The organism is Flavobacterium ustbae (genome assembly GCF_003946915.1).
GTDB classification, from domain to species: domain Bacteria; phylum Bacteroidota; class Bacteroidia; order Flavobacteriales; family Flavobacteriaceae; genus Flavobacterium; species Flavobacterium ustbae.
The window spans coordinates 68,407-92,974 of record NZ_RPOC01000007.1 but is presented as its reverse complement, the minus strand read 5'-3'; the positions used below and the strand labels follow the sequence as shown (position 1 = coordinate 92,974).

The following is a 24,568-nucleotide window of genomic DNA, read 5'->3' as shown; positions in this document are numbered from 1 at the left end:
GGTCGAAATTCTATTTACGAGATTTCAATTTGTAGTATATTTATGCTTTATATACCATTTTAAAGCAGTTTTACCTATGAAAAAAATATTCCTTTCCTTATGTCTTTTTGGAATAATTTCTAATGTGTCAAGTCAAGAATTACCAAACGCTCCAAAACCATTTGGACCGCTTCCGACACAGAAACAAATCGATTGGCAGGAAATGGAATTCTATGCTTTTGTGCATTTTTCATTAAACACTTTTACCAATAAAGAATGGGGTTACGGAGATGAATCGGCAGAACTTTTTAATCCGTCGCAATTAGATGTTCGACAGTGGGCTCGCATTGTGAAAGAGTCGGGAATGAAAGGAATTATTCTGGTTGCTAAACATCATGACGGTTTCTGTTTATGGCCTTCGGCGTATACAGAACGTTCAGTTAAAAATTCTCCTTGGGAAAATGGAAAAGGCGATTTGGTTAAAGAATTGGCCGCTGCTTGTAAAGAATACGATTTAAAATTAGGATTATATCTTTCGCCTTGGGACAGAAATCATCCGCAGTACGGAAAACCGGAGTATATCACGTATTTCAGAAATCAGCTAAAAGAATTATTGACGAATTATGGAGATGTTTTCGAAATGTGGTTTGATGGCGCAAATGGTGGTGATGGGTATTACGGCGGAGCTAATGAAATGAGAAAGATCAATTCGTTAACTTATTACAACTGGGAGGAAACCTATAAATTAATTTATGACATAGCACCAAAAACGTTAGTTTGGGGCGTTGGTCCGTCAGAAGCGAGATGGATTGGAAATGAGGAAGGTAGAGCAGGAAAAACCAATTGGTCACTGCTTCGTCAGAAAGATGAATTGGCTGGAAAAGTGCATTACAGCGAATTTATGTCGGGTCATGAAGACGGAGAAAAATGGGTTCCTGGAGAAGCCGATGTTTCGATAAGACCGGGATGGTTTTATCATTCAGTTGAAGACGATAAAGTGCGTTCGCTTGACGAAATGGTCGATATTTATTACGAATCGATTGGACGAAATGCGACTTTATTATTGAATCTTCCGGTTGATCAACGTGGTTTGGTTCATGAGAACGATGAAGCAAGATTGAAAGAATTGGTTGCAACAATTAAAGCCGATTTCAAAACAGAATTATTGGCAGATACACAAGTTCAAGCATCAAATACAAAAGGAGCAGATTCTAATTTTGGACCTCAAAATGTTATTGACGGAAATAAAAATACCTATTGGGCTACAGACGAAAAGGTTAAGGAGGCAACAATCGAATTTACGTTTAAAAAGCCTACAGCAATCAACAGAATTTTGCTTCAGGAATATATTAAACTAGGGCAGCGTGTAAAAGCATTTACGGTGGAAGCTAAGATTGATGGAAACTGGAAAACTATTGCTACGGAAACTACAATTGGTTACAAAAGAATTTTGCGTTTAGACCGCGTGACAGCTTCGGCTATTCGAGTTAATATTTTAGATGCAAAAGCGGGATTTGTAATCAGCGCAATCGAAGCGTATAATGCGCCAACTTTCGTTAGAGAACCTCAAATTCTTCGTGATAAAAAAGGTTTGGTTACGATTAAATCGGAAGATGGAAATGCTATTTATTATTCGCTTGACGGAAAAAATCCTTCAGAAAAAAGCATTTTGTATAAAAAGCCATTTGTACATAATAAAGCAGTAGAAATTAAAGCAATTTCGAGAAATACGAAGGAGAAAATAAACAGCGGTATAAAAACGGCTAAATATGGCGTTTCTAAAGAAAAATGGAAAGTAGTTTCGGTTTCTAGCGGAGATCTTGTTTCTGCTGAACGTATTATTGACGGAAATGCTAACACAGAGTGGGGATTTGGAAATGATGAAAATAAACTGCCTCAAAGTGTTGTGATCGATATGGGAGAATTAGTGAGCATAAAAGGTTTTACTTATACGCCACAACAGGTTGGCAACAATTTGAATCTGATCTCTAATTATGAATTGTATACGAGTGTAGATAGTTTTTATTGGGACAAACAATCAGAAGGAGAGTTCTCAAATATCAAACATAACCCAATTGAACAAATTAAGAGTTTTACTGCAGTTAAAGCAAGGTTTTTAAAGTTTGTCGCTACATCAGGCGTAGGAAAATCACAAACTGTTTCGATTGCCGAAATTGGAGTTGTAGAATAAAAGCTTTTCAGAAACTTTAGAAATAGCTTAGCTTTCTTATTTTGTCTTTTGCCGAAGCGCAGTCGTTATTAGTCGAATTTTTAAGACGAACGAATAATTTAATTCTACTTTTATCTTAGAAATTAAATGGCAAGGCAAATGATTAAAGAAGATATAGGTTTTAGAGAAGCAGGGAAATTTGAAGAAACTCGTTACGAGAAAATTCACAATGTTATTTTCGAATCTTCGCAAGAAGCTTCTTTACTTGTCGCGCAGGAAATTGCCAATTTAATTCAGAGAAAAAATGAGCTAAACGAACCTTGTGTTTTAGGTTTAGCAACAGGTTCTTCGCCAATTAAGGTTTACGAAGAATTGGTAAGAAAGCACAAAGAAGAAGGGCTGAGTTTTGAAAACGTAGTGACTTTCAACTTAGATGAATATTATCCGATGGATAAAAATGATATTCAGAGTTATTATCATTTTATGCACGAGCATTTATTCAATCACGTTAATATTCTTCCAAAAAATATAAATATTCCAGATGGGCAGGTGAGTGCCGAGGAATTACAGCAATATTGCATCGATTACGAAATGAAAATTATTTCGTACGGCGGATTGGATTTTCAATTGCTCGGAATCGGCAGAACAGGACATATCGGATTTAATGAACCAGGTTCTCACGTTAATTCGGGAACCAGAAGTATTACTTTGGATCATATCACGCGTGTCGATGCGGCTTCTTCTTTTTTAGGAATTGATAATGTGCCGAGAAAAGCCATTACAATGGGAATTGGAACCGTTAGAAATGCAAAAAGAATTGTTTTGCTAGGCTGGGGAATCAGCAAAGCGGGAATTATAAAAAAGACAATCGAAGGACAAGTTTCTTCGCAAGTTCCAGCGACGTATTTACAAGAGCATAACAACACAACATTTGTTCTAGATACGGAAGCTTCGTCTGAATTAACACGAGTTAAAACGCCTTGGCTGGTGAAATCTTGTGTTTGGACAGATGAATTAAAATTGAAAGCGGTGGCTTGGTTAAGTGAGTTGACTAAGAAACCTTTCTTAAAACTGACGGATAAGGATTATAACGACAACGGAATGTCGAGTCTTTTGACGGAAGAAGGAACTGCATACGATTTGAACATTAAGATGTTTAACAAAATGCAACAGACAATCACTGGCTGGCCGGGCGGAAAACCCAACGCAGATGATACTTACAGACCGGAGCGTTCCACGCCGGAGAGAAAAAGAATCATTATTTTCAGCCCGCACCCAGATGATGATGTGATTTCGATGGGAGGAACTTTTGATCGTTTGGTCGAACAAGGACATGAGGTTCATGTTGCGTATCAAACTTCTGGAAATATTGCCGTTTCGAATGAAGAAGCATTGAAATTTGCAGAAATTTCTAAAGCATTGAATCCGAATTCTGAAGTTTCTCAGGAAATTATTGATTTTCTTAAAAACAGAACAGGAACAGAAATGGATTCTGCTGAAGTTAGAAAATTAAAAGGATTGATAAGAAGAAGCGAATCTTTTGGCGCAACGCGTTACATTGGTTTGTCAGATTCAAATGTTAACTTTTTAGATCTTCCGTTTTACGAAACAGGAACGGTTAAAAAGAATAATCTTTCGGATGCAGATGTTGACATTATGTGCGATATCATTGAAAGAATAAAACCGCACCAAATTTATGCCGCTGGAGATTTAGCAGATCCGCACGGAACTCATAAAGTGTGTTTAGACAGTTTGTTTGAAGCTTTGAAAAGATTAAAACACAATAGCTTTATGGATGATTGCTGGGTTTGGCTGTATCGAGGCGCTTGGCATGAATGGGAATCGTACCAAATTGACATGGCAGTACCAATGAGTCCTGACCAAGTTATGAAGAAACGACATGCTATTTTTTATCACCAGTCTCAAAAAGACGGCGTAATGTTTCAAGGTGATGATAGCAGGGAGTTTTGGGTGCGAGTTGAAGACAGAAATAGATTGACTGCAGAAAAATATCACAGCTTAGGTTTAGCAGATTATTCGGCTATCGAAGCGTTTAAGCGATATCACTTTTAGTGATTTTTTGCAGCAATAAAGATAATAGACTATTTCATGGTTTATTTTGGTTAGTTACCTATAATTGAGTAAAATGCGGTCGTGGTTGGCCGCATTTTTTTTGTTTTTTGTTTCACTGTAAATGGTTTTACCGCAGAGAGCGCTAAGGATACGCAAAGATTCGCAAAGATTCGCAAAGGTTTTTTTTAAGTTTTGTCATCCTGAGCGTCCCGAAACTTCGGGAGAAGGGCGCAAAGGTTTTTTCTTAAAGATTGTCTGTAGAGACGCACTGCAGCGCGTCTAACGTTTGTTATATAATCTCGCAAAGTCGCGAAGTCGCAAAGTTTTTTCTCAAAGATTATCTGTAGAGGCGCACCGCAGTGCGTCTAACGTTTTGTGTAGAAATGGTTTTAATCTCGCAAAGTAGCAAATGCGCAAAGTTTTTTCCTCAAAGATTAGCTGTAGAGACGCACCGCAGTGCGTCTAATGTTTGTTATATAATCGCGAAAAGACGCAAAGGCGCAAAGTTTTTTCTCAAAGATTATCTGTAGAGGCGCACCGCAGTGCGTCTAACGTTTTGTGTAGAAATGGTTTTAATCTCGCAAAGTAGCAAATGCGCAAAGTTTTTTCCTCAAAGATTAGCTGTAGAGGCGCACCGTAGTGCGTCTGACGTTTTGTGTAGAAATGGTTTTAATCTCGAAAAGTCGCGAAGGCGCAAAGTTTTTTCCTCAAAGATTAGCTGTAGAGACGCACTGCAGTGCGTCTAACGTTTGTTATATAATCGCGCAAAGACGTAAAGGCGCAAGTATTTATGAAAACTTCAATATCAAAAAACAATAAAATTCCGTTAGGAATGGTCAATTTTATAGCAACGGATTTTAATCCGTTGAAATAATAATTGTCGTTTTAAATTAGTTCCGTAGGAACGACATATATTAAAAACAAAAAAAATGTTTCGATCCTACGGATCTAATTTGTATTGGAATCCATCAATCCCGGGATTAAAATCCCGGGCTACAATATGAATCGAGCTTATAGCTCTTTTGTTTTATTTTTATCTCTCCATGAAAAAAAATCGCAAAGCTTAAAAATAAACTTTGCGAATCTTTGTGAATTTTTGTGAATCTCTGAGGTAAAATTAATTATATCGAAGAATTCAAGATTTTCTGTTTTACTTCATCAATATAAGATCTTCCGATAACGTAACGAAGTCCTTCAATTTCAATGCTATTTCCTTCAACGGCGTCGATTTTGTCGATGGCGATGGTGTATGATCTATGGATTCTGATGAAATCTCTTTCGGGTAATAAACTCGTGAAATCGGATAAAGTGCTGTGAATAATGAACTTTCCAGACGTTGTACTTATTTTTAGATAATCTTTTAAACTTTCGATTACTAAAATTTCGTTCAAGAAAATTTTCTTCATTTTTTTCTTATCGATTTTGACGAATATAAACGGATTTTCTTTACTGTTCTCTATAGGAGCTTTGGTATTGGTATTAAGACGTTTGCTGATTTTATTTACGGCTTTCATCAAACGTGGAAACTCAATTGGCTTTACTAGATAATCCAAAACATCCAATTCGTAAGTTTCAATAGCAAACTGGTCATAAGCGCTTGTAATTACCAATAACGGCGGATTTTCTAAGCTTTTAATAAAATTAATACCGTCCAAAACAGGCATATTGATGTCTAAGAAAATTACATCAATTGTATTGTTTTTTAAAAAATTAAGTCCTTCAATAGAATTACTGAAAGTGTTTACCAATTCTAATTCTTCAATTTGCTCAATATAATTTTTAATAACGTTTATTGCCAATGGCTCATCATCGATAATTAAACACTTTATTTTCATTTGTATGGTTATTTTGGGCCAATGTGTGGTTATCTTGTAAGTATAGTTTTAGTTATATCTAAAAGTAGGGGCTATGTAACTTTTATAACTAGTTTAACGACAAAAATATTCTTTTTATTTTTAAATGAAAGCTTATAGTCACTTTTATTATATCCTAATTCGAGTCTTTTTTTTACGTTCTCGATACCTATACCACTTGACTTGTTAAAATTATCTTTATGTACGGTAAATTCGGGCATTGGGTTTGAAATCGTAAAATGTAAGTAATCTCCCTTTACTTTAAATCTGATGTCAATTAGTACATTGCCAGTGTTTTTGTTTACACCATGTTTAAATGCATTTTCGACGAAAGTCAAAAGTAAAACAGGTGAAATTTCCTTATCATGTATATCTCCAGAAATAGACATTTCAACTTCTAATCGTTCTCCATTTCTAATTCGTTCCAAATCCAGATAATTCTGAATGCACATAATTTCATTCTCCAGACTTTGCTTTTTACCTTTTGTTTCATACAACATGTAACGCATTAATTCTGAAAGTTTTAAAACGATTTTTGGTGTTTTGTTTGATTTTTCTACAGAAAGCGAATAGATATTATTTAAGGTGTTAAAGAAAAAATGCGGAGAAATCTGTGATTTTAAAAACAATAATTCCGTTTCCAGTTGCGATTTTTCAAGATCAGTAACACGTCTCTGTTCTTTTAAGAAATCAAGTGTAATCTTAATTGCCGTTACAAAAGTCATTACATACAATTCGCCCATCATCATATCTATAGTATAATTGAGTGTAAGCGTGTTGATTGTCTGCGGACCTTCAGGCCACACATCATGTGTTATCAATAAATAAGTCAGGTTGAATTTAAGAACCACCATTACAAATATGGCAGAAAGTACACTTATAATATATAGAACGTACTTTTTTTTGTAGACCAGATGTGGCATTAAAACCAAAATATTCAGATAGCACAAAGCCATGTGAATTGGAAATCCGAGCAAAGTAGTTTTTAAGGAGTAAACATAGTCGTTAAAATAGCTTCCCCAGCGAAAAGTATTGAATACAAAATACGTAAGCCAGAAATAAACATGATAACGACTAGGTAAACTATAAGGTTTGTTGGCGTTAAAAATCATAAGCGGTCTTTAGAGTGTCGTTTGTTACTGTTTTTTGATGTTTAGAGCTGTTTAAATGTCGTCCGTCTAAAAATATTTTGGTAAAAGTTGAATTTATCTAAATTTAAAGTTAAATTAATATTGTTTTGATATGAAGAAAATTACTCTGCTTTCTTTAACGGTAATTTTTGCTGCAAGTTGCAAAATAAATGTAGATAAAAACAAAGATCGAAAAAGTTTTGCAACAAATTATGTAGATCCTTTTATAGGTACAGGCGGTCACGGACATACGTATCCTGGCGCAACAGTTCCGTTTGGGATGCTGCAGGTGAGTCCAGATAATGGAATTTCAAGCTGGGACTGGTGTTCTGGCTATCATTATTCTGACTCAATAGTTTCTGGATTTAGTCATTTACACTTAAGCGGAACAGGAATCGGTGATTTGGCAGATATTTTATTTATGCCGACAAACAAAAAGTTAGACTTAACCGCCAAAGCCGCTTCACGCGATTTCCTTCCGTATAAATCAAAATATAGTCATGTTAACGAAAAAGCAACACCGGGTTCTTACCAAGTTTTTCTTGAGGATCCTAAAATCAATGTAGAATTAACCTCTACGCAAAGAACCGCATACCATAAATATACCTATGCTGCTAACGACAAACAATCTGTAGTTGTAGATTTAGGTTTTGCCATCAATTGGGATAAGGCAACCAAAACGGCTATTAAAATTGAAGACGAAAATACGATTAGCGGTTTCCGTTACAGTACAGGCTGGGCAAAAAATCAGAAAGTATTTTTTGTAGCTAAATTTTCTAAACCTATTACAGAATCTATTTTAACAGCTGATAAAAAAGTAGTTTCTGGCGGAAATGCTGAAGGAGAAAATACAGCGCTGCAATTATTCTTCGATTCTAAAAACTCAAATCAGTTAGATGTAAAAGTGGCTCTTTCTTCGGTAAGTGTTGAAAATGCAAAATTGAATTTAGATACAGAAAAACAAGATTTCGAAAAAGTTAAATCGAAAGCTGCTGCAGATTGGAACAAAGCTTTAAGCAAAATTACAGTTGAAACTCCGGTAGATTCTTTAAAAACCATTTTCTACACCGCTTTGTATCACGCACAAGTGGCCCCAGTTACGTACAGCGATAAAAACGGACAATTTAGAACGGAAGACGATAAAATTGTAACGGCAAAAGATTATACGGCTTATTCTACATTATCGCTTTGGGATACTTTTAGAGCAGAAAATCCTTTGCTGACTATTTTAGAACCAACAAAAGTTTCAGATTTAGTAAACTCAATGTTAGCGTATTACGAAACAAAAAAAATACTTCCAGTTTGGACGCTTTACGCGAATGAAACCAATACAATGACAGGATATCATTCAATCCCCGTTATTGTAGATGCTTATTTTAAAGGTATAAAAGGTTTTGATGCTGAAAAAGCCTACGAAGCGATGAAATCAACGATGATGCAGGACGAACGCGGATTGAATTTCTATAAACAATACGGTTATATTCCTTATACTTTATTAGACGAATCGGTTACGATTACTTTAGAATACGCTTACGACGATTGGTGTGTGGCGCAAATGGCTAAAGCACTTGGAAAACAAGCAGATTATGAGCTTTTCTCAAAACGTTCAAAAGCATACGAGCATTTATTTGATTCGAAATCCGGTTTCATGAGAGGAAAATCGCAAGATGGAAAATCTTGGAACGAACCTTTTGATCCAAAACATTCTAACCATAGAGAACATACAGATTATACGGAAGGAAATGCTTGGCAACACAGCTGGTTTGTGCCTCATAATGTAGATAATTTCATCAAACTTCACGGAGGTAATGAAACTTTCACCAAACGTTTAGAACAATTATTTACAGAAAGTTCTGAGATTACAGGAAGCAATGTTTCTGCGGATATTTCGGGATTAATCGGACAATACGCGCACGGAAACGAGCCAAGTCACCACATTGCTTACATGTTCAATCATGCAAAACAACCTTGGAGAACGCAATATTGGGTGCGTCATATTTTAGACACACAATACAATACCACAGCAAACGGATTGAGTGGAAACGAAGACTGCGGACAAATGTCGGCTTGGTATGTTTTCAGTTCAATGGGATTATACCCAATGAATCCAGCTTCTGGCGAATATGAAATTGGAAGTCCGATTTTTGAGAAATCGACTTTAAATCTTCCAAACGGAAAAACTTTTGTGATTGAAGCAGAAAATGTTTCCAAACAGAATTTCTATATCCAATCGGCAACCTTAAACGGAAAACCATTCAATAAAACAGCAATCACTCACCAAGAAATGCAAAATGGCGGAATTCTTCATTTTGTAATGGGGTCACAACCCAATAAAAACTGGGGATTATAACAAAGAATAAAACAAAGCATAACTAACCAAAAATAAAAAAAGATATTAATGAACATTATCGACGTATCAATCATTTTAATCTACATCGTCCTCTCGGTCGGCATAGGAATCTGGATTTCAAGAAAAGCATCAAAAGGCTTAGATGACTATTTTTTGGGAGGAAAATCAATCAAATGGTATTTCTTAGGGCTAAGTAATGGCTCTGGAATGTTTGATGTTTCGGGAACTTCCTGGATGATTGGCGTGCTGTTTTTATACGGTGTAAAAAGTTTCATGTTCATGTGGCTTTGGCCGATTTGGAATCAGATTTTCGTAATGATGTTCCTCGCAGTCTGGATCAGAAGATCGAAAGTAATGACGGGATCTGAGTGGATTCTAACACGTTTTGGAAGTGATAAAGCAGGAAAGGCATCTCATATCATTGTAGCGATTTTTGCGATTATTTCTACAATTGGTTTCATTGCTTATTTCTTCGTTGGAATCGGAAAATTTGTAACGATTATTTTGCCTTGGGATTTGACTGTTCATATGAACGGTTCAGTTTTCTTAACATCAGAACAGGCTTATGCGTTGTTAATCATTTTCTTAACTACAATTTATACCGTTAAAGGAGGAATGTTTTCTGTGGTTGCGACAGAGGTTGTTCAGTATATCATTATGATTGTTGCCGGAGTTTTAATCGCTGGTTATGCTTTCATTAATTATACAGATATTCAAATCAATTCGGTGATTACACCAGAATGGAAAAATGTTTTCTTTGGATGGGAATTCGAAACGCAATGGGGCGATAAATTTGAAACATTCAACAAATTAATTGATACAGAAGGTTACAAAATGTTTGGCGCTTTCATCGGAATGACGTTGTTCAAAGGATTTTTTGCCAGCGTTGCAGGGCCAACTCCAAGTTATGATTTACAAAGAGTTTTGTCAACAAAATCGGTTAAAGAAGCGGCTTACATGAGCGGTTTTACCAACCTGATTTTATTCATTCCGAGATATTTATTAATTACGGGAATCGTGGTAATTGCTTTAGTAAATTTAGCGCCAGAATTAAATGCAAACGTAAACTTAACCGGAGCAGATTTAGAATTATTAATGCCAAAAGTGGTTAATCTTTATATCCCAGTTGGAATTAAAGGAATTCTACTTGCAGGTCTTTTAGCAGCTTTCATGTCTGGATTCTCAGCTTTCGTAAACGCAGGACCAGCATACATTGTAAATGATATTTATAAAAAATACTTCAAGCCAGTTGCTTCAAACAAACATTATATTAAAGTAAGTCAGATTTCGTCTTTCTTAGTGGTTGGTTTAGGAGTTTTCATGGGATTCTTCGCAGATTCGATCAATTCATTAACACTTTGGATTACAAGTGCTTTATACGGTGGTTACGTTGCAGCCAACTTCTTAAAATGGATTTGGTGGCGTTTTAACGGCTGGGGTTATTTCTGGGGAATGGTAGGCGGATTAATTGCAGCTTCTCTTCAGTTTGTTTTAGATCAGAATAAAGGAAATTTAGCAGCGGGTACATTCTTGCATGATCTTTCGCAAGTGCCATCAATCTACTTATTCCCATTAATCTTCGGAATGTCGATTTTAGGTTGTCTTCTAGGAACTTATCTAAGCAAACCAACTGATATGGAAGTTTTGAAATCGTTCTACAGCAACGTAAGACCATGGGGATTCTGGAATCCAGTTTACAAACAATTAAAAGCTGAAGATCATTCTTTCCAAAAAAATAATGATTTCTATTTAGATATGATGAATTGTGTAATCGGAATTGTTTGGCAATCGAGTATGATTTTGCTTCCGATTTATTTCATTATCAGAGATTATCCAAAAGCTTTGGTAGCGTTGGCAGTGTTTTTAGTGACAACGACGATATTGAAATTTACTTGGTTGGATAGAGTTAGGAAGATTGAAGAATAAAGAAAATAGAGTATAGATAATAGAATAAAGATTTCTAGATAAAATATTTAAACACATAGAAACATAGATTTTTCTTTTGCTTGAAAAGGATAAAGAAAGAAACTAGTTTCTAACACATAGCATAGCATTGAACATAGCCCATAGTTTCAACTATGGGTACGCAAAATTGTCCGTAACGCTATGTGTAAACAAGTGAAACGTCTTTTTGTACGCTCCAAAAAGCTATGATTCTATGTGTTTAAAAAAGCATACAACAAAAACCACAAACAAAGAACAATAAATAATAAAAAAGATAAAAAATGAGTACTATTCCTTGGCAAGACAGACCCGAAAACAGTAAAGATGTAATGTGGAGATATTCTGAGAATCCAATTATCGACAGATATTCGATTCCTTCTTCAAACAGTATATTCAATAGTGCAGTTGTACCTTTTGGAGACGGATATGCTGGGGTTTTTAGATGCGATAATAAAGCAGTTCAGATGAATATTTTTGCGGGTTTCAGTAAAGACGGAATCAATTGGGACATCAACCACGAACCAATCGAGATGAAATCTGGAAATACAGAAATGATCGAATCGGCTTATAAATACGATCCGCGTGTAGTTTGGATCGAAGATCGTTACTGGATTACGTGGTGTAATGGTTACAATGGACCAACAATTGGTATTGGTTACACTTTCGATTTTAAAGAATTTTTCCAATGCGAAAATGCATTCCTTCCTTTCAACAGAAACGGAGTTTTATTCCCGCAAAAAATCAACGGAAAATATGCGATGTTAAGCCGTCCAAGTGATAACGGACACACGCCATTTGGAGATATCTGGATCAGCTATAGCCCAGACATGAAATATTGGGGCGAACACAGATTGGTGATGAAACCATCTCCGTTTGATCAAAGTGCTTGGCAATGTACGAAAGTTGGAGCAGGACCAATTCCGATTTTAACTGATGAAGGCTGGTTAATGATTTACCACGGAGTTATCAATACTTGTAATGGTTTCCGTTACGCAATGGGTTCTGCACTTTTAGATGTTGATTCACCAGATCAGGTAAAATACAGAACACAGCCTTATATATTAGGACCTGCAGAAACGTATGAAATGGTTGGAGACGTTCCAAACGTAGTTTTCCCATGCGCCGCTTTACACAGTATTGAAGAAGATAAATTAGCAGTTTATTACGGAGCAGCAGATACTCACGTAGCGATTGCTTTCGGAAAATTAAGTGAAGTAATTCAGTTTACAAAAGAAAATAGTTTATAAAGAAGATGCATAGTAGAAGTAAATTATTGTCCCTTGCCGTATTTTTTGTTGCGTTGATGGGATATGCGCAATCTGAAAAAGAGGTTTCACCAAAAAGTTATATTGCGTATAAAACGTCAAAAGAAATTGTTATTGACGGCGATGAAGCAGATAAAGCTTGGGAAAAAGCATCTTGGACAACGCCTTTTGTCGACATAGAAGGTGTTGAAACTCCAAAATACAAAACTCAGGTCAAAATGCTCTGGGACGATAATTACTACTATATTCTCGCAAAAATGGAAGAGCCTCACGTTTGGGCAAATTTAAAACAACGCGATACGATTATTTTTTATAATAATGATTTTGAGGTTTTTATCGATCCGGATAATGATACGCACAATTATTATGAATTAGAAATAAACGCTTTAAACACGGCTTGGGATTTATTTATCAATAAACCTTACCGCGAAAAAAATACCGTTCTAAACGACTGGAATATCGACGGATTAAAATCGGCTGTAAAAGTAAACGGAACTTTAAATAATCCTTCGGATATTGATAAAGGCTGGACATTAGAAATAGCCATTCCGTGGTCGGTTTATAAAACTTCGTATCATGATGATGTTGTTCCAAAAGATAAATTTTGGAAAGTCAATTTCTCTCGTGTGAATTGGCAGCATGATATTGTCAACGGAAAATACGAACGTAAAAAAGATAAAGAAGGAAAATTTCTCCCAGAATACAATTGGGTTTGGTCGCCTATGGGAGTGATAAATATGCATGAGCCCGAAAAGTGGGCTTATGTATACTTCTCTTCAAAAGAAAGCGAGGATAAATTTACAATTCCGCAGGAAGAAAAAGTAAAATGGGAGTTGTATACGTTGTACAGAGCTCAGAAAAGATATTTTGACAAGAATAAAACATGGGCTAAATCCATAAAAGATATCAGTACAAAAAATATAATTGTTGACGGAAAGGTTTTAAAGCCGATATTAGAGAATCATTTATCGGGATTTAATATTGCAATAAAAAGTCCTTTTTCAAACAAAACCTTAATAATTAAAGAAGATGGTAAAATTAGTACGAACGACTAAGTTACAGCAGCTATTAAAAGTTTTAGTTTTGGCGCTTTCGCTTAGTTTATTCTCTTGCGGACAAAAAGACGCTAAAACAGCAGAAAACGGAAAATTCAATTTTGGAGTTTGGACAACTGCTGATCCTAAAAAATCGGATGCAGATTATACAACAGAATTCAAAAAATACAAAGACGGCGGAATTGATGAAGTTTTAATCAACACCAATACAGATCCGAAACTTTTAGGAAGATTGGTTCCGTTAGCTAAAAAAGAAGGTTTAAAAGTTCATGCTTGGATTATGGCAATGAACCGCCCGAACGATTCAGTTGCTTTACAGCATCCAGATTGGTATCAGGTAAGTAAAGAAGGAAAATCTTGTTTTGATAACCGTCCGTATGTAGATTATTACCAATGGCTTTGCCCAACTAAAGAAGAATCAAGAAATCACGTTTTAGGCTTGGTTGAAGGTTTAGCAAAAGTGGAAGGAATCGAAAGTGTACATTTAGATTACATTCGTTTTCCAGATATCTTTTTGCCAATCAGCTTGTTGCCAAAATACAATTTAGTTCAAGACGTAGAATTGCCACAATTTGATTTCTGTTATTGTGATGCCTGCGTTTCTAAATTCGAAAAAGAACACCATAAAAATCCAAAGCAAAGTCACAATACTTCAATTGATATGGAGTGGAAAAACTTCCGATTAAATGCGGTAAAAGCGGTGGTTGATGATGCGTATAAAATAGCTCACAAACACAACAAAAAATTAACAGCAGCAGTTTTTCCTTATCCAGAAATGGCAGACCATATGGTTCGCCAGCGTTGGGACAAGTGGAATATTGATGAAGTGTATCCGATGATTTACCATAGTTTCTACGATGAAGAAATTGACTGGGTTGGCTATGCAACTAAACAAGGTGTAGGCGATTTAGAATCAAAACCAACAAAAGTTAACACAGGAATTTATATTCCAGGATTAAAATCGGATGCAGAATTGAAAGAAGCAATTCTTCAAGCGAAGAAAAATGGAGCGACAGGAGTTTCATTTTTTGACGGAAATGCTTTATCAGATAGTAATTTAAAGACTATAAAAGCAGTAAAAGCAAGCTTATAAAGATTTTACTCGGATTAAAATTTTTTACGAAGTAAATTAGCGACATCAAGAATTGAATTCTAAATGTTGAACCAAAAATAAAAACCACATGTCAAATAGAAGAGATTTTATCAAGAAAACAGCTTTAGGCACTTTGGCCGTAAGTTCTGTTTTGGGCGTTAGCGGATTTGCTGCAAATCATGAAAATGAAGTTGAAGAAGTAAAAGAGAAAAAACAGCAGAAACCGATCATTATTTCGACTTGGAATCATGGTCTTCCTGCTAACAAAGAATCTTGGAAAAATTTAAAAGAAGGAAAATCAGCTTTAGACGCAATCGAAGCAGGAATGAAAATTCCTGAAGCTGATCCGACTGTTCGAAGCGTTGGTTACGGAGGATACCCAGACCGCGAAGGAAAAGTGACCTTAGACGCTTGTATTATGGATCATAACAGCAATTGCGGTTCTGTTAGTTTTCTTCAAGGAATTAAACACCCAATTTCTGTTGCTAAAAGGGTGCTTCAAAATACGCCTCACGTTATGTTAGCTGGACAAGGCGCATTGCAATTTGCTTTATCAGAAGGTTTTAAAGAAGAAAATTTACTGACTCCAGAATCTGAAAAAGACTGGAAAAAATGGCTGGAAGATTCTAAATACAAACCAGTTATCAATATAGAAAATCACGATACAATAAGCATGCTAATGTTAGACCAGGAAGGTAATCTTTCTGGGGGTTGTACCACGAGTGGTGCAGCTTGGAAAATGCACGGACGCGTCGGTGACTCCCCAATAATCGGCGCTGGTCTTTTCCTGGATAACGAAGTGGGGGCAGCTGCTGCAACTGGTTTAGGCGAAGCCGTGATCAGAACTGCAGGTAGTGCGATGGTGGTAGAATTAATGCGTCAGGGGAAAACTCCTTTTGAGGCTTGTAAAGAAATTACAGAACGTATTTACAACAAACACAAAAATCACAAAGACATGGAATACCTGCAAGTTGGTTTTATCGCTTTGAATAAAAACGGTGAATATGCAGGGTATAGTTTAAGATCTGGTTTCAATTTTGCAGTTTCTGATGACGTAAAAGGCCACAGAATGGAAGATGCGAAATTTAAAATGTCTTGGGAGAAATAAGATTGAAATGAAAATTTTTAAACACATAAAAATATAGATTTTTTATGTTTAAAAGAATGGATGGATTAAAATCCATCTCTACAATATGTTTCGAGCCGAAGGCTCTTTCGTAAGAGTTCCGGAGGAACGAACCATTTTGTAGCAACGGATTTTAATACGTTGAAGGCAAAAGATTAAACGCATTTTTTGTCATCCTGAGGAACGAAGGATCACACAAGAAACTTTACAATGATTGGTGAGTTACTGCGAGGAATTACTAGTGTGATCCTTCGTTCCTCAGGATGACAAACTAAAACAAAAAACTATGTCTCTATGTGTTTGAAAAAACGAACCACAAAGAGACAAACCAAAAAACAAAGAATGAAAAAATTACTATTCCTATTAACCCTAATCACTTCAGTTTTCTCGGCTAATGCACAGAAAGTTTACACAGAAAGTGATATTAAGATCATTCCGAAACCGAGTCAGACTCTTATTAAAACAGGTGTTTTTGAGTTTACAAAAGATACAAAGTTTGTCGTAAACGGAGATTTCCAAAAAGATGCTGCAAATGCTTTGGTTTCTAAATTTGAAACGGCGGCAGGATTTAAACCTGAAATCACAAATAAGATTCCGGCAGGAAATTTTGTTCAGTTTAAAGTCGATCCAAACTTAAAAAATGAAGCTTATGTTTTAGATGTAAATCCGACCAATATTGTGATTTCTGCAAAAGGAAATATTGGTTTTCTTTATGGTTTAGAAAGTGTTCGTCAATTACTTCCAGAAGCGATTGAAAGTAAATATGCAATTACTTCTGCAAAATGGGAAATTCCAAGTTTAACGATTAATGATGAACCTCGTTTTAAATGGAGAGGTTTAATGTTGGATTTATCGCGTCATTTCTTCGATAAAAACTATGTTTTGGCAACAATCGACCGTTTGGCAATGCACAAAATGAATGTGTTGCACATGCACTTAGTGGACGATCAGGGTTGGAGAATTGAAATTAAAAAATATCCAAAACTAACAGAAGTTGGTGCTTGGAGAGTAGATCAGGAAAATGTTTCATGGAATGCGAGATTAACGACAAATCCTGATGAAAAAGGAACGTACGGCGGATTCTTTACGCAAGACGAATTAAGAGAAATCGTAAAATACGCAGCTACAAAAGGAATCGAAGTAATTCCAGAGATCGAAATGCCGGCTCACGTAAGCAGTGCTATTGCAGCCTATCCAGAACTGGCTTGCTTCAATCAGCGAATTGGTGTTCCGTCAGGCGGAGTTTGGCCTTTAACAGATATATATTGTGCAGGAAAAGAAACGACTTTTGAATTTTTGCAAAATGTGATTGATGAAGTAATTACGATTTTCCCTTCAAAATATATTCATATTGGTGGCGATGAAGCGACGAAAACCAATTGGGCAAAATGTCCGCATTGCCAGAAAAGAATTAAAGACGAGAAATTAAAAGATGTCAACGAATTACAAAGCTATTTTGTAAAACGTATGGAAAAATACATCAACTCAAAAGGCAAAAGAGTGATCGGTTGGGATGAAATCCTTGAAGGAGGTTTGGCTCCAGACGCAACTGTAATGAGTTGGAGAGGAATGAAAGGCGGAATTGAAGCTGCAGATCAAGGTCATGACGTAATTATGACTCCAGAATCTCCTTGTTATTTCAACTTTTATCAAGGGCCGCAAAATGAAGAGCCTTTGGCTTTTGATGCTTATAATCCGTTGAGTGAGGTTTACAAATTTGATCCTGTAGTTTCAACCATGACGCCTCAAGAAGCTGCTCACGTTTTAGGCGGGCAGGCAAATCTTTGGGCAGAACATTTAGCCTTGCCAAAAGATTCAGAATATATGATTTTTCCAAGATTGGCAGCATTATCAGAAACTTTATGGAGTCCGAAAGAGAAACGCAATTGGAATGATTTTACAGCGAGATTGTTTTCTCTTCTAAAACGTTACGATTATTTAGGAATCAATTATGCGAAAAGTGCTTATTTGGTAACAGCTTCTTCTACAGCAGATTTAGCGAACAAACAAATTAAAGTAGAATTGAAAAATGAATTTCCTAACCCAGACATTCGTTATGTTTTAGGAGATAAAAATATCAATCAACATGCTGTAAAATATGTTGCTCCAATTGAAATCAAAGAAACTACAGTTTTAAAAGCTTCTTTATTTCAAGATGACAAACCAGTTGGAAAAACATACACAGACACAATTGTTTTCCATAAAGGATTTGCTAAAAAAGTAAAATACTTAACGCCTTTTAATTCGAATTACAAAGGAGATGCGAATACGATGGTAAACACCATTCGCGGAAGCAAAAATTTCCATGACGGACAATGGCAAGCTTGGCTGGTTAACGATATGGAATTGGTTATTGACTTAGAAAAATTAGAAAGCATTGAACAAGTATCAGTTGGAGCATTAGAAAGTCAGGGAGCAGGAGTTAATTTCCCAATCGAGGTTAAAGTTTTAATCTCTAATGATGGAATAAAATATCAACAGGTTGGAAAAATTACACGTCCGTATGCGGTAAATGCGGTTCCGGAATTGAAAGATTTCAAAATCAATTTCCAAAAACAAAATGCACGTTTTGTAAAAGTAATTGGAGGCAACTTAAAGAAAAGCCCAAAAGGAGAAAGCTCTTGGTTGTTTGTCGATGAAATTGTAATCAATTAATTATTTAGATATAAAAAATGAATAAGATACTATTTAAGCTCGGGATATTATTGATTTGTTTGATGCCGTTTTTTAGCAAGGCACAAACAAAAGGATTTTCTATATCTAATGGAGAATTTAAGCAAGACGGAAAAATTGTTAAAATACATTCTGGAGAAATGCACTATGCGCGTATTCCTAAAGAGTATTGGAGACATAGATTGCAAATGCTTAAGGCTATGGGAATGAATACCGTGGCAACTTATGTGTTTTGGAATTACCACGAAACAGCGCCAGGTGTATGGGATTTCAAAACAGAAAATAGAGATTTAGGAGAGTTTTTACGTATTGCCAAAAGCGAAGGATTATATGTGATTCTTAGACCAGGTCCGTATGCATGCGGCGAATGGGAATTTGGAGGATATCCTTGGTGGCTGCAAAATAATCCGGATTTAGTAATTCGTACCAATAACAAAGCTTTTTTAGACGCTTGCAAAACTTATTTGGAGCAATTGTCTGCACAGGTAAAAGGATTTTTTGCTAATCAGGGAGGGCCTATTATTATGGTTCAGGTTGAAAATGAATTTGGCTCTTATGTTTCTCAAAGAACAGATATTTCGGCTGCTGATCATACAGCCTACAAAACAGCTATTTATAATACGCTTAAACAAACTGGTTTTCAAGAACCTTTTTTTACTTCTGATGGTACTTGGCTGTTTGAAGGTGGTAGCGTTGATGGCGTACTCCCAACTGCAAATGGAGAATCCAATATTGATAATTTAAAGAAGCAGGTTGATAAATTTCATAAAGGGCAGGGGCCTTATATGGTTGCAGAATTTTATTCTGGTTGGTTGGATCATTGGGCAGAACCATTTATTAAAATTGGGTCTGAGGAGATTGCAAGCCAAACTAAAAAATACCTAGATGCAGGCGTGTCTTTTAATTTTTATATGGTTCATGGTGGAACTAATTTCGGATTTACTTCTGGAGCAAATTATAATGAAGAAAAAGATATTCAGCCTGATCTTACAAGCTATGATTATGATGCGCCTATTAGCGAAGCAGGTTGGGCGACACCAAAATTTATGGCGATACGTGATCTAATGCAAAAATATTCTAAAACGAAATTAGCACCAATTCCAGAGAAAATACCAGTTGTAAAATATCCTAATCAGCCTATCAAATCTAGTATGGATGTTTTAAGCTGGATAAAAAAGGAAAAACCTGTTGTAAACGATCAGCCCTTAACATTCGAAAAACTGGGTCAGGGACATGGATATGTTTTGTATCGAAAAAGATTTACGCAGCCAATTAATGGCAAATTGAAAATTGAAGGATTAAGAGACTTTGCTACTGTTTATGTAAACGGAGTTTACGCGGGCGAGTTGAATAGAGTTTTCAATAACTACGAGTTGGAAGTTAACATTCCTTTCAATGCTATTTTAGAAATTCTGGTTGAAAATATGGGGCGTATTAATTACGGTGCCGAAATAGTACACAATACAAAAGGTATTATTTCTCCTGTATTTATTAATGAATATGAAATTAGCGGCGGATGGGAAATGTATAAAATGCCAATGAGTGAAGTTCCAGCTATTAAAAATGAAAAGGTAAAAACCGGACGTCCAGTTATATACGAATCTATTGTAAACATAGATAAACCAGCGGATACTTTTCTTGATATGACAAATTGGGGAAAAGGAATTGTATTTGTTAACGGACACAATCTTGGACGCTACTGGAAAGTAGGACCACAACAAACGCTTTATGTACCAGGTTGTTGGTTGAAAAAAGGTGAAAATAAGTTTGTTGTATTGGAACAGCTTAATGAAAATAGCAATACAGAATTGACTTTTACAGATCAGCCGATACTTGAAAAATTAAATTAAGATTAGCTCATTGAGTGAAATTAAAAAATACTAACATTTTAACACATAGAGACATAGTCCCGAAGTTTCGGGATTGTGTCGAAAAAAGAAAATGGAAGAAACAAGTTTCCACACATAGTTAAGCTATGTGCATTTAAACTAGTGAAACGCCTTTTTTAAGTTTAAATAAACTATTTTTCTATGTGTTGAAAATAATTTCGCTCAACAAGTTAAGATTACATATTAAACCAAAAAATAAAAATAATAACACAATAAAATAGATTAAAGATGAAAAGAGGAATATTCATTATCGCCCTTTTATTTTCAGCTCAGCTATTCGCGCAGGCGATATATGAAGATGAAAGATACGTACCAGAAACTGACCCTTTAGTATTGAAAAACTTAGATGAATGGCAAGGCAAAAAATTTGGTTTGCTAATGCACTGGGGAACTTACAGCCAGTGGGGTATTGTAGAATCGTGGTCTATTTGTCCAGAAGATTACGGATGGTGTGAACGTAAAAAAGGAAGCAATCCTGCTAATTACAATCAATATATTGCAGATTATGAAGGTTTGAGAAAAACTTTTAATCCGGTAAAATTTGATCCTGCAAAATGGGCTAAAGCAGCTAAATATGCGGGTATGAAATACATGGTTTTCACTACAAAACACCATGACGGATTCAATATGTACGATACTAAATATTCTGATTATAAGATTACAAGTAAAGACGTTCCTTTCCATACAAATCCAAAAGCAGACGTTTTAAAAGAAATTTTTAACTCTTTTAGAGGAGAAGGAATTTCAACAGGAGCTTATTTCTCTAAACCAGACTGGCATAACGAAAACTACTGGGATCCATACTTTCCACCATTTGATAGAAACGTAAACTACGATCCGTCATTATACCCAGAAAAATGGCAGAAATATGTTGATTTTACCCACAACCAAATCCTAGAAATCTTAACGAACTACGGAAAAGTAGATATCCTTTGGTTAGACGGAGGATGGGTTCGTAAAAGAGACCAAGTAAACATCAAAGAAAACTACGATGAGAAGTTTGCAGAAAACGAATCTAAAAACGGTTTCATCAAACATAGAGTGGTTGACCAAGATCCTAAAATGGATGAATTGGTTGTAAAAGCACGTCAGAAACAACCAGGTTTAATTGTTGTGGATAGAGCAGTTCACGGCAAAAACCAAAACTACTTAACGCCAGAAGGGCGTGTTCCTGCTAAAACATTGCCTTATCCTTGGGAATCTTGTATTCCAGCTGGTGGCGGATGGTCGTATTCTCCAGGTGCAGAATATATGACTGGAAGACAAGGTATCCATATGTTAATTGATATCGTAGCTAAAGGCGGAAACTTATTGTTAAACGTTGCTCCAAGTCCAGAAGGAGAGTGGGATAAAGGCGCTTACGATTTGTTACAAGCTTATGGTGATTGGATGAAAGTAAACAGTACAGCGATTTACAACACCAAACCAATCGAGCCTTACAAAGAAGAAAACATTTGTTTTACACAAAATAAAGCGGGTAATGTATTTGCCTTTTATTTAGCTAAAGAAGGAGAAGACAAAATTCCTGCAACAGTTACAGTAAAAGCAATCAGCCCTAAAAAAGGAACGAAAATTACAATGTTAGGTTCTAAAACTTCATTGAAATGGGTAAAATCAGATAACGGATTTACCGTTACTATTCCAGAAAGTTTAAGAAACAATCTTCCTGCAAAAGAAGCTTGGACTTTAAAAATCGAAGCGATTAACAGATAAGAATGAAGCCTATGGTTTTAAATAAAAATAATAAATTCAAAACAGCATGTATTTTGTACATGCTGTTTTTTAGCATCACTATTTTGGCACAGGAGCCTGCCGATTTTGTCAATCCGCTTATTGGAACTTCCAATTATGGAGCGGCATTTCCTGGACCAATTGCACCGCGCGGAATGGCAAGCATTAGTCCGTTTAATGTGGCGGGAATAAAAGGTACTCCGATGGAAAAAGACAGCCAGTGGCTTTCGAATCCGTATGTGAATGAAAATACCTTTTTGACAGGATTTAGTCAGGTGAATTTGAGCGGTGTTGGCTGTCCAGAATTGGGCGTTATTTTATTGATGCCGACGACGGGAGCAGTAGAAATCGATCATTTAAAATACGGTTCTACTTATTCTAATGAAGTTGCAAAAGCGGCTTATTATAGCGTAAACATAGACAAGTATAAAGTAAAAGGCGAATTTACGGCTTCAAAACGAGTTGGAATAAGCCGATTCACTTTCCCGAAAGGGCAGTCTAACATTCTGTTAAATCTTGGTTTAGGTTTAACAAATGAAGAAGGTGCTATGGTAAAAGTGGTATCGCCAACAGAAATTGAAGGAATGCGTTCGGTTGGTTCGTTTTGCTACAACAGCCCAGAAGATTCTTATCCAGTTTATTTTGTGGCTCAATTTTCTAAACCTGCCGATAAATTTGGAGTTTGGAAAAAACCTGCAAAATATAACGGAGTTGAAGCACAATGGATGGGTTACAATGGAAAAGCGAGAATGATGCAAAATACAATCAAAACCGTTGTAGGTGATAGTATTGGAACTTATTTTACTTATAAATTCGATAAACAAGAAACGGTTGAAGTGAAGATTGGAATTTCGTACGTAAGTATCGAAAATGCCCGTGAAAACTTAGCAAAAGAAGTGGGTAACAGAACTTTTGATGCCATTTACAAAGAAACCTACAACGAATGGAACGAAGAATTATCTAAAATTTTGGTCGAAGGCGGTTCAAAAGATGATAATACGATTTTCTATACGGCCTTGTATCACACTTTAATTCACCCCAATATTTTAAATGATATTAACGGAGAATATCCAGTAATCAAAAGAAGTAAGATTGGTAAAACCGATGGCACACGTTATACCGTATTTTCTTTATGGGATACGTACCGAAATGTGCACCAGCTGATGTCTTTGGTGTATCCAAAGCAGCAATCTGATATGGTAAAAAGCATGCTGAGCATGTTTGATGAAAACGGCTGGTTGCCCAAATGGGAATTGAATTCGACAGAAACTTTTACTATGGTTGGCGATCCTGCAAGTATTGTAATTACAGATACTTACTTAAAAGGAATTCGCGATTATGATGTCAATAAAGCGTATTACGCAATGCTGAAAGGCGCAGATCAGGTTGAACATAATCCGCTTCGTCCGGGATTGAAAGATTATATCAAAAAAGGATATGTAACGACAGATAATAAAGGTCCGGTTTCAACAACTCAGGAATACAATATTTCAGATTACGCTATTTCGCTTATGGCCAACGAATTTGGGGACAAAGACAATGTAAAACGTTTTAAAAACCGTTCGTTATCGTATAGAAAATTATTTGATAAGGATTTGAATTTGCTACGTCCAAGAACTGCAAAAGGAGATTGGTACGAGCCTTTTGATCCTGCTTCTGGAGCCAATTTTGAAGAAAATGTTGGTTTTATCGAAGGAAATGCGTGGCAATATAATTTCATGGTTCCTCACGATATCATCGGATTAAAGAAATTAATGGGCGGCGATCAAGCATTTTCGGCACAATTGCAGAAAATCTTCGACACCAAACAATTTGATATGGCAAATGAGCCAGATATTGCCAATCCGTATTTATTTAATTATGTGAAAGGGGAAGAATACAAAGCTCAGGAACATGTAAAAAGATTGGTTCGCGAACATTTTAAAAATGAACCAAAAGGATTGCCAGGAAATGATGACACGGGAACGATGTCGGCTTGGCTAGTGTATTCGATGATGGGAATTTATCCAATATCGCCTGGAGATCCAATTTACACCATTACAGCGCCAATGTTTCATAGAGTGACGATTAAATTAGATCCAAGATATTATAATAAAGAAAGCATTGTAATTGAAAGACAAATCAATAATGATGGGAAAATCAATTCGATTGAGCTAAAAGGAAAAACACTTAATAGCTTTTTTATTTCGCACAATGATTTTGTGAATGGAACAAAGCTTAAAGTGATTCAAAATTAA

Annotated in this window: 14 protein-coding genes; 12 read left to right on the top strand and 2 right to left on the bottom strand. The window is 35.9% G+C overall.

What is annotated here, in order from left to right:
- Window positions 1-76: 76 nt before the first annotated feature.
- Both EG814_RS11170 and nagB read left to right on the top strand, forming a co-directional pair.
- Entirely contained in the window at window positions 77-2,170 is a 2,094-nt protein-coding gene (locus EG814_RS11170) for an alpha-L-fucosidase (RefSeq protein WP_125721893.1), read from the top strand.
- Between the two features lie 138 nt (window positions 2,171-2,308).
- Complete coding sequence (gene nagB, locus EG814_RS11165; RefSeq protein ID WP_206430303.1) at window positions 2,309-4,222, top strand: glucosamine-6-phosphate deaminase; 1,914 nt, start codon at window positions 2,309-2,311, stop codon at window positions 4,220-4,222.
- 1,121 nt (window positions 4,223-5,343) lie between these two features.
- On the opposite strand, the gene EG814_RS11160 is transcribed toward nagB, so the two are convergent.
- Window positions 5,344-6,057 (bottom strand): LytR/AlgR family response regulator transcription factor, encoded by a 714-nt coding sequence (locus tag EG814_RS11160; RefSeq protein ID WP_125721889.1) that lies wholly within the window; start codon window positions 6,055-6,057, stop codon window positions 5,344-5,346.
- A 71-nt stretch (window positions 6,058-6,128) separates the two neighbouring features.
- Window positions 6,129-7,187 (bottom strand): sensor histidine kinase, encoded by a 1,059-nt coding sequence (locus tag EG814_RS11155; protein WP_125721887.1) that lies wholly within the window; start codon window positions 7,185-7,187, stop codon window positions 6,129-6,131.
- 130 nt (window positions 7,188-7,317) lie between these two features.
- Here EG814_RS11155 and EG814_RS11150 point away from each other — a divergent pair, with 130 nt between their 5' ends.
- The 10 genes from EG814_RS11150 to EG814_RS11105 all read left to right on the top strand — a co-directional run bounded on the left by EG814_RS11150 (window position 7,318) and on the right by EG814_RS11105 (window position 24,568).
- Window positions 7,318-9,555, top strand: coding sequence for a GH92 family glycosyl hydrolase (locus EG814_RS11150; RefSeq protein WP_125721885.1), 2,238 nt, complete (start codon window positions 7,318-7,320; stop codon window positions 9,553-9,555).
- Window positions 9,556-9,603: 48 nt separating this feature from the next.
- Window positions 9,604-11,481: a sodium:solute symporter family protein gene (locus EG814_RS11145; RefSeq protein WP_125721883.1), complete on the top strand. Its 1,878-nt coding sequence runs from the start codon at window positions 9,604-9,606 to the stop codon at window positions 11,479-11,481.
- Between the two features lie 299 nt (window positions 11,482-11,780).
- Complete coding sequence (locus EG814_RS11140) at window positions 11,781-12,746, top strand: glycoside hydrolase family 130 protein (RefSeq protein ID WP_125721881.1); 966 nt, start codon at window positions 11,781-11,783, stop codon at window positions 12,744-12,746.
- A 5-nt stretch (window positions 12,747-12,751) separates the two neighbouring features.
- On the top strand, window positions 12,752-13,819 hold the full coding sequence (locus EG814_RS11135) for a carbohydrate-binding family 9-like protein (RefSeq protein WP_125721879.1): 1,068 nt from the start codon (window positions 12,752-12,754) through the stop codon (window positions 13,817-13,819).
- A complete protein-coding gene (locus EG814_RS11130) occupies window positions 13,794-14,912 on the top strand; it encodes a putative glycoside hydrolase (RefSeq protein ID WP_125721877.1) in 1,119 nt (372 codons plus the stop codon). The genes EG814_RS11135 and EG814_RS11130 overlap by 26 nt, the downstream gene beginning before the upstream one ends.
- A gap of 88 nt (window positions 14,913-15,000) precedes the next feature.
- Window positions 15,001-16,020, top strand: a complete 1,020-nt coding sequence (locus EG814_RS11125) for a N(4)-(beta-N-acetylglucosaminyl)-L-asparaginase (RefSeq protein WP_125721875.1) — start codon at window positions 15,001-15,003, stop codon at window positions 16,018-16,020.
- Window positions 16,021-16,380: 360 nt separating this feature from the next.
- Window positions 16,381-18,693, top strand: coding sequence for a beta-N-acetylhexosaminidase (locus EG814_RS11120; RefSeq protein ID WP_125721873.1), 2,313 nt, complete (start codon window positions 16,381-16,383; stop codon window positions 18,691-18,693).
- 17 nt (window positions 18,694-18,710) lie between these two features.
- A complete protein-coding gene (locus EG814_RS11115) occupies window positions 18,711-20,561 on the top strand; it encodes a beta-galactosidase (protein WP_125721871.1) in 1,851 nt (616 codons plus the stop codon).
- 267 nt (window positions 20,562-20,828) lie between these two features.
- A complete protein-coding gene (locus EG814_RS11110; protein ID WP_125721869.1) occupies window positions 20,829-22,313 on the top strand; it encodes an alpha-L-fucosidase in 1,485 nt (494 codons plus the stop codon).
- Window positions 22,314-22,324: 11 nt separating this feature from the next.
- A complete protein-coding gene (locus EG814_RS11105; RefSeq protein ID WP_125721867.1) occupies window positions 22,325-24,568 on the top strand; it encodes a GH92 family glycosyl hydrolase in 2,244 nt (747 codons plus the stop codon).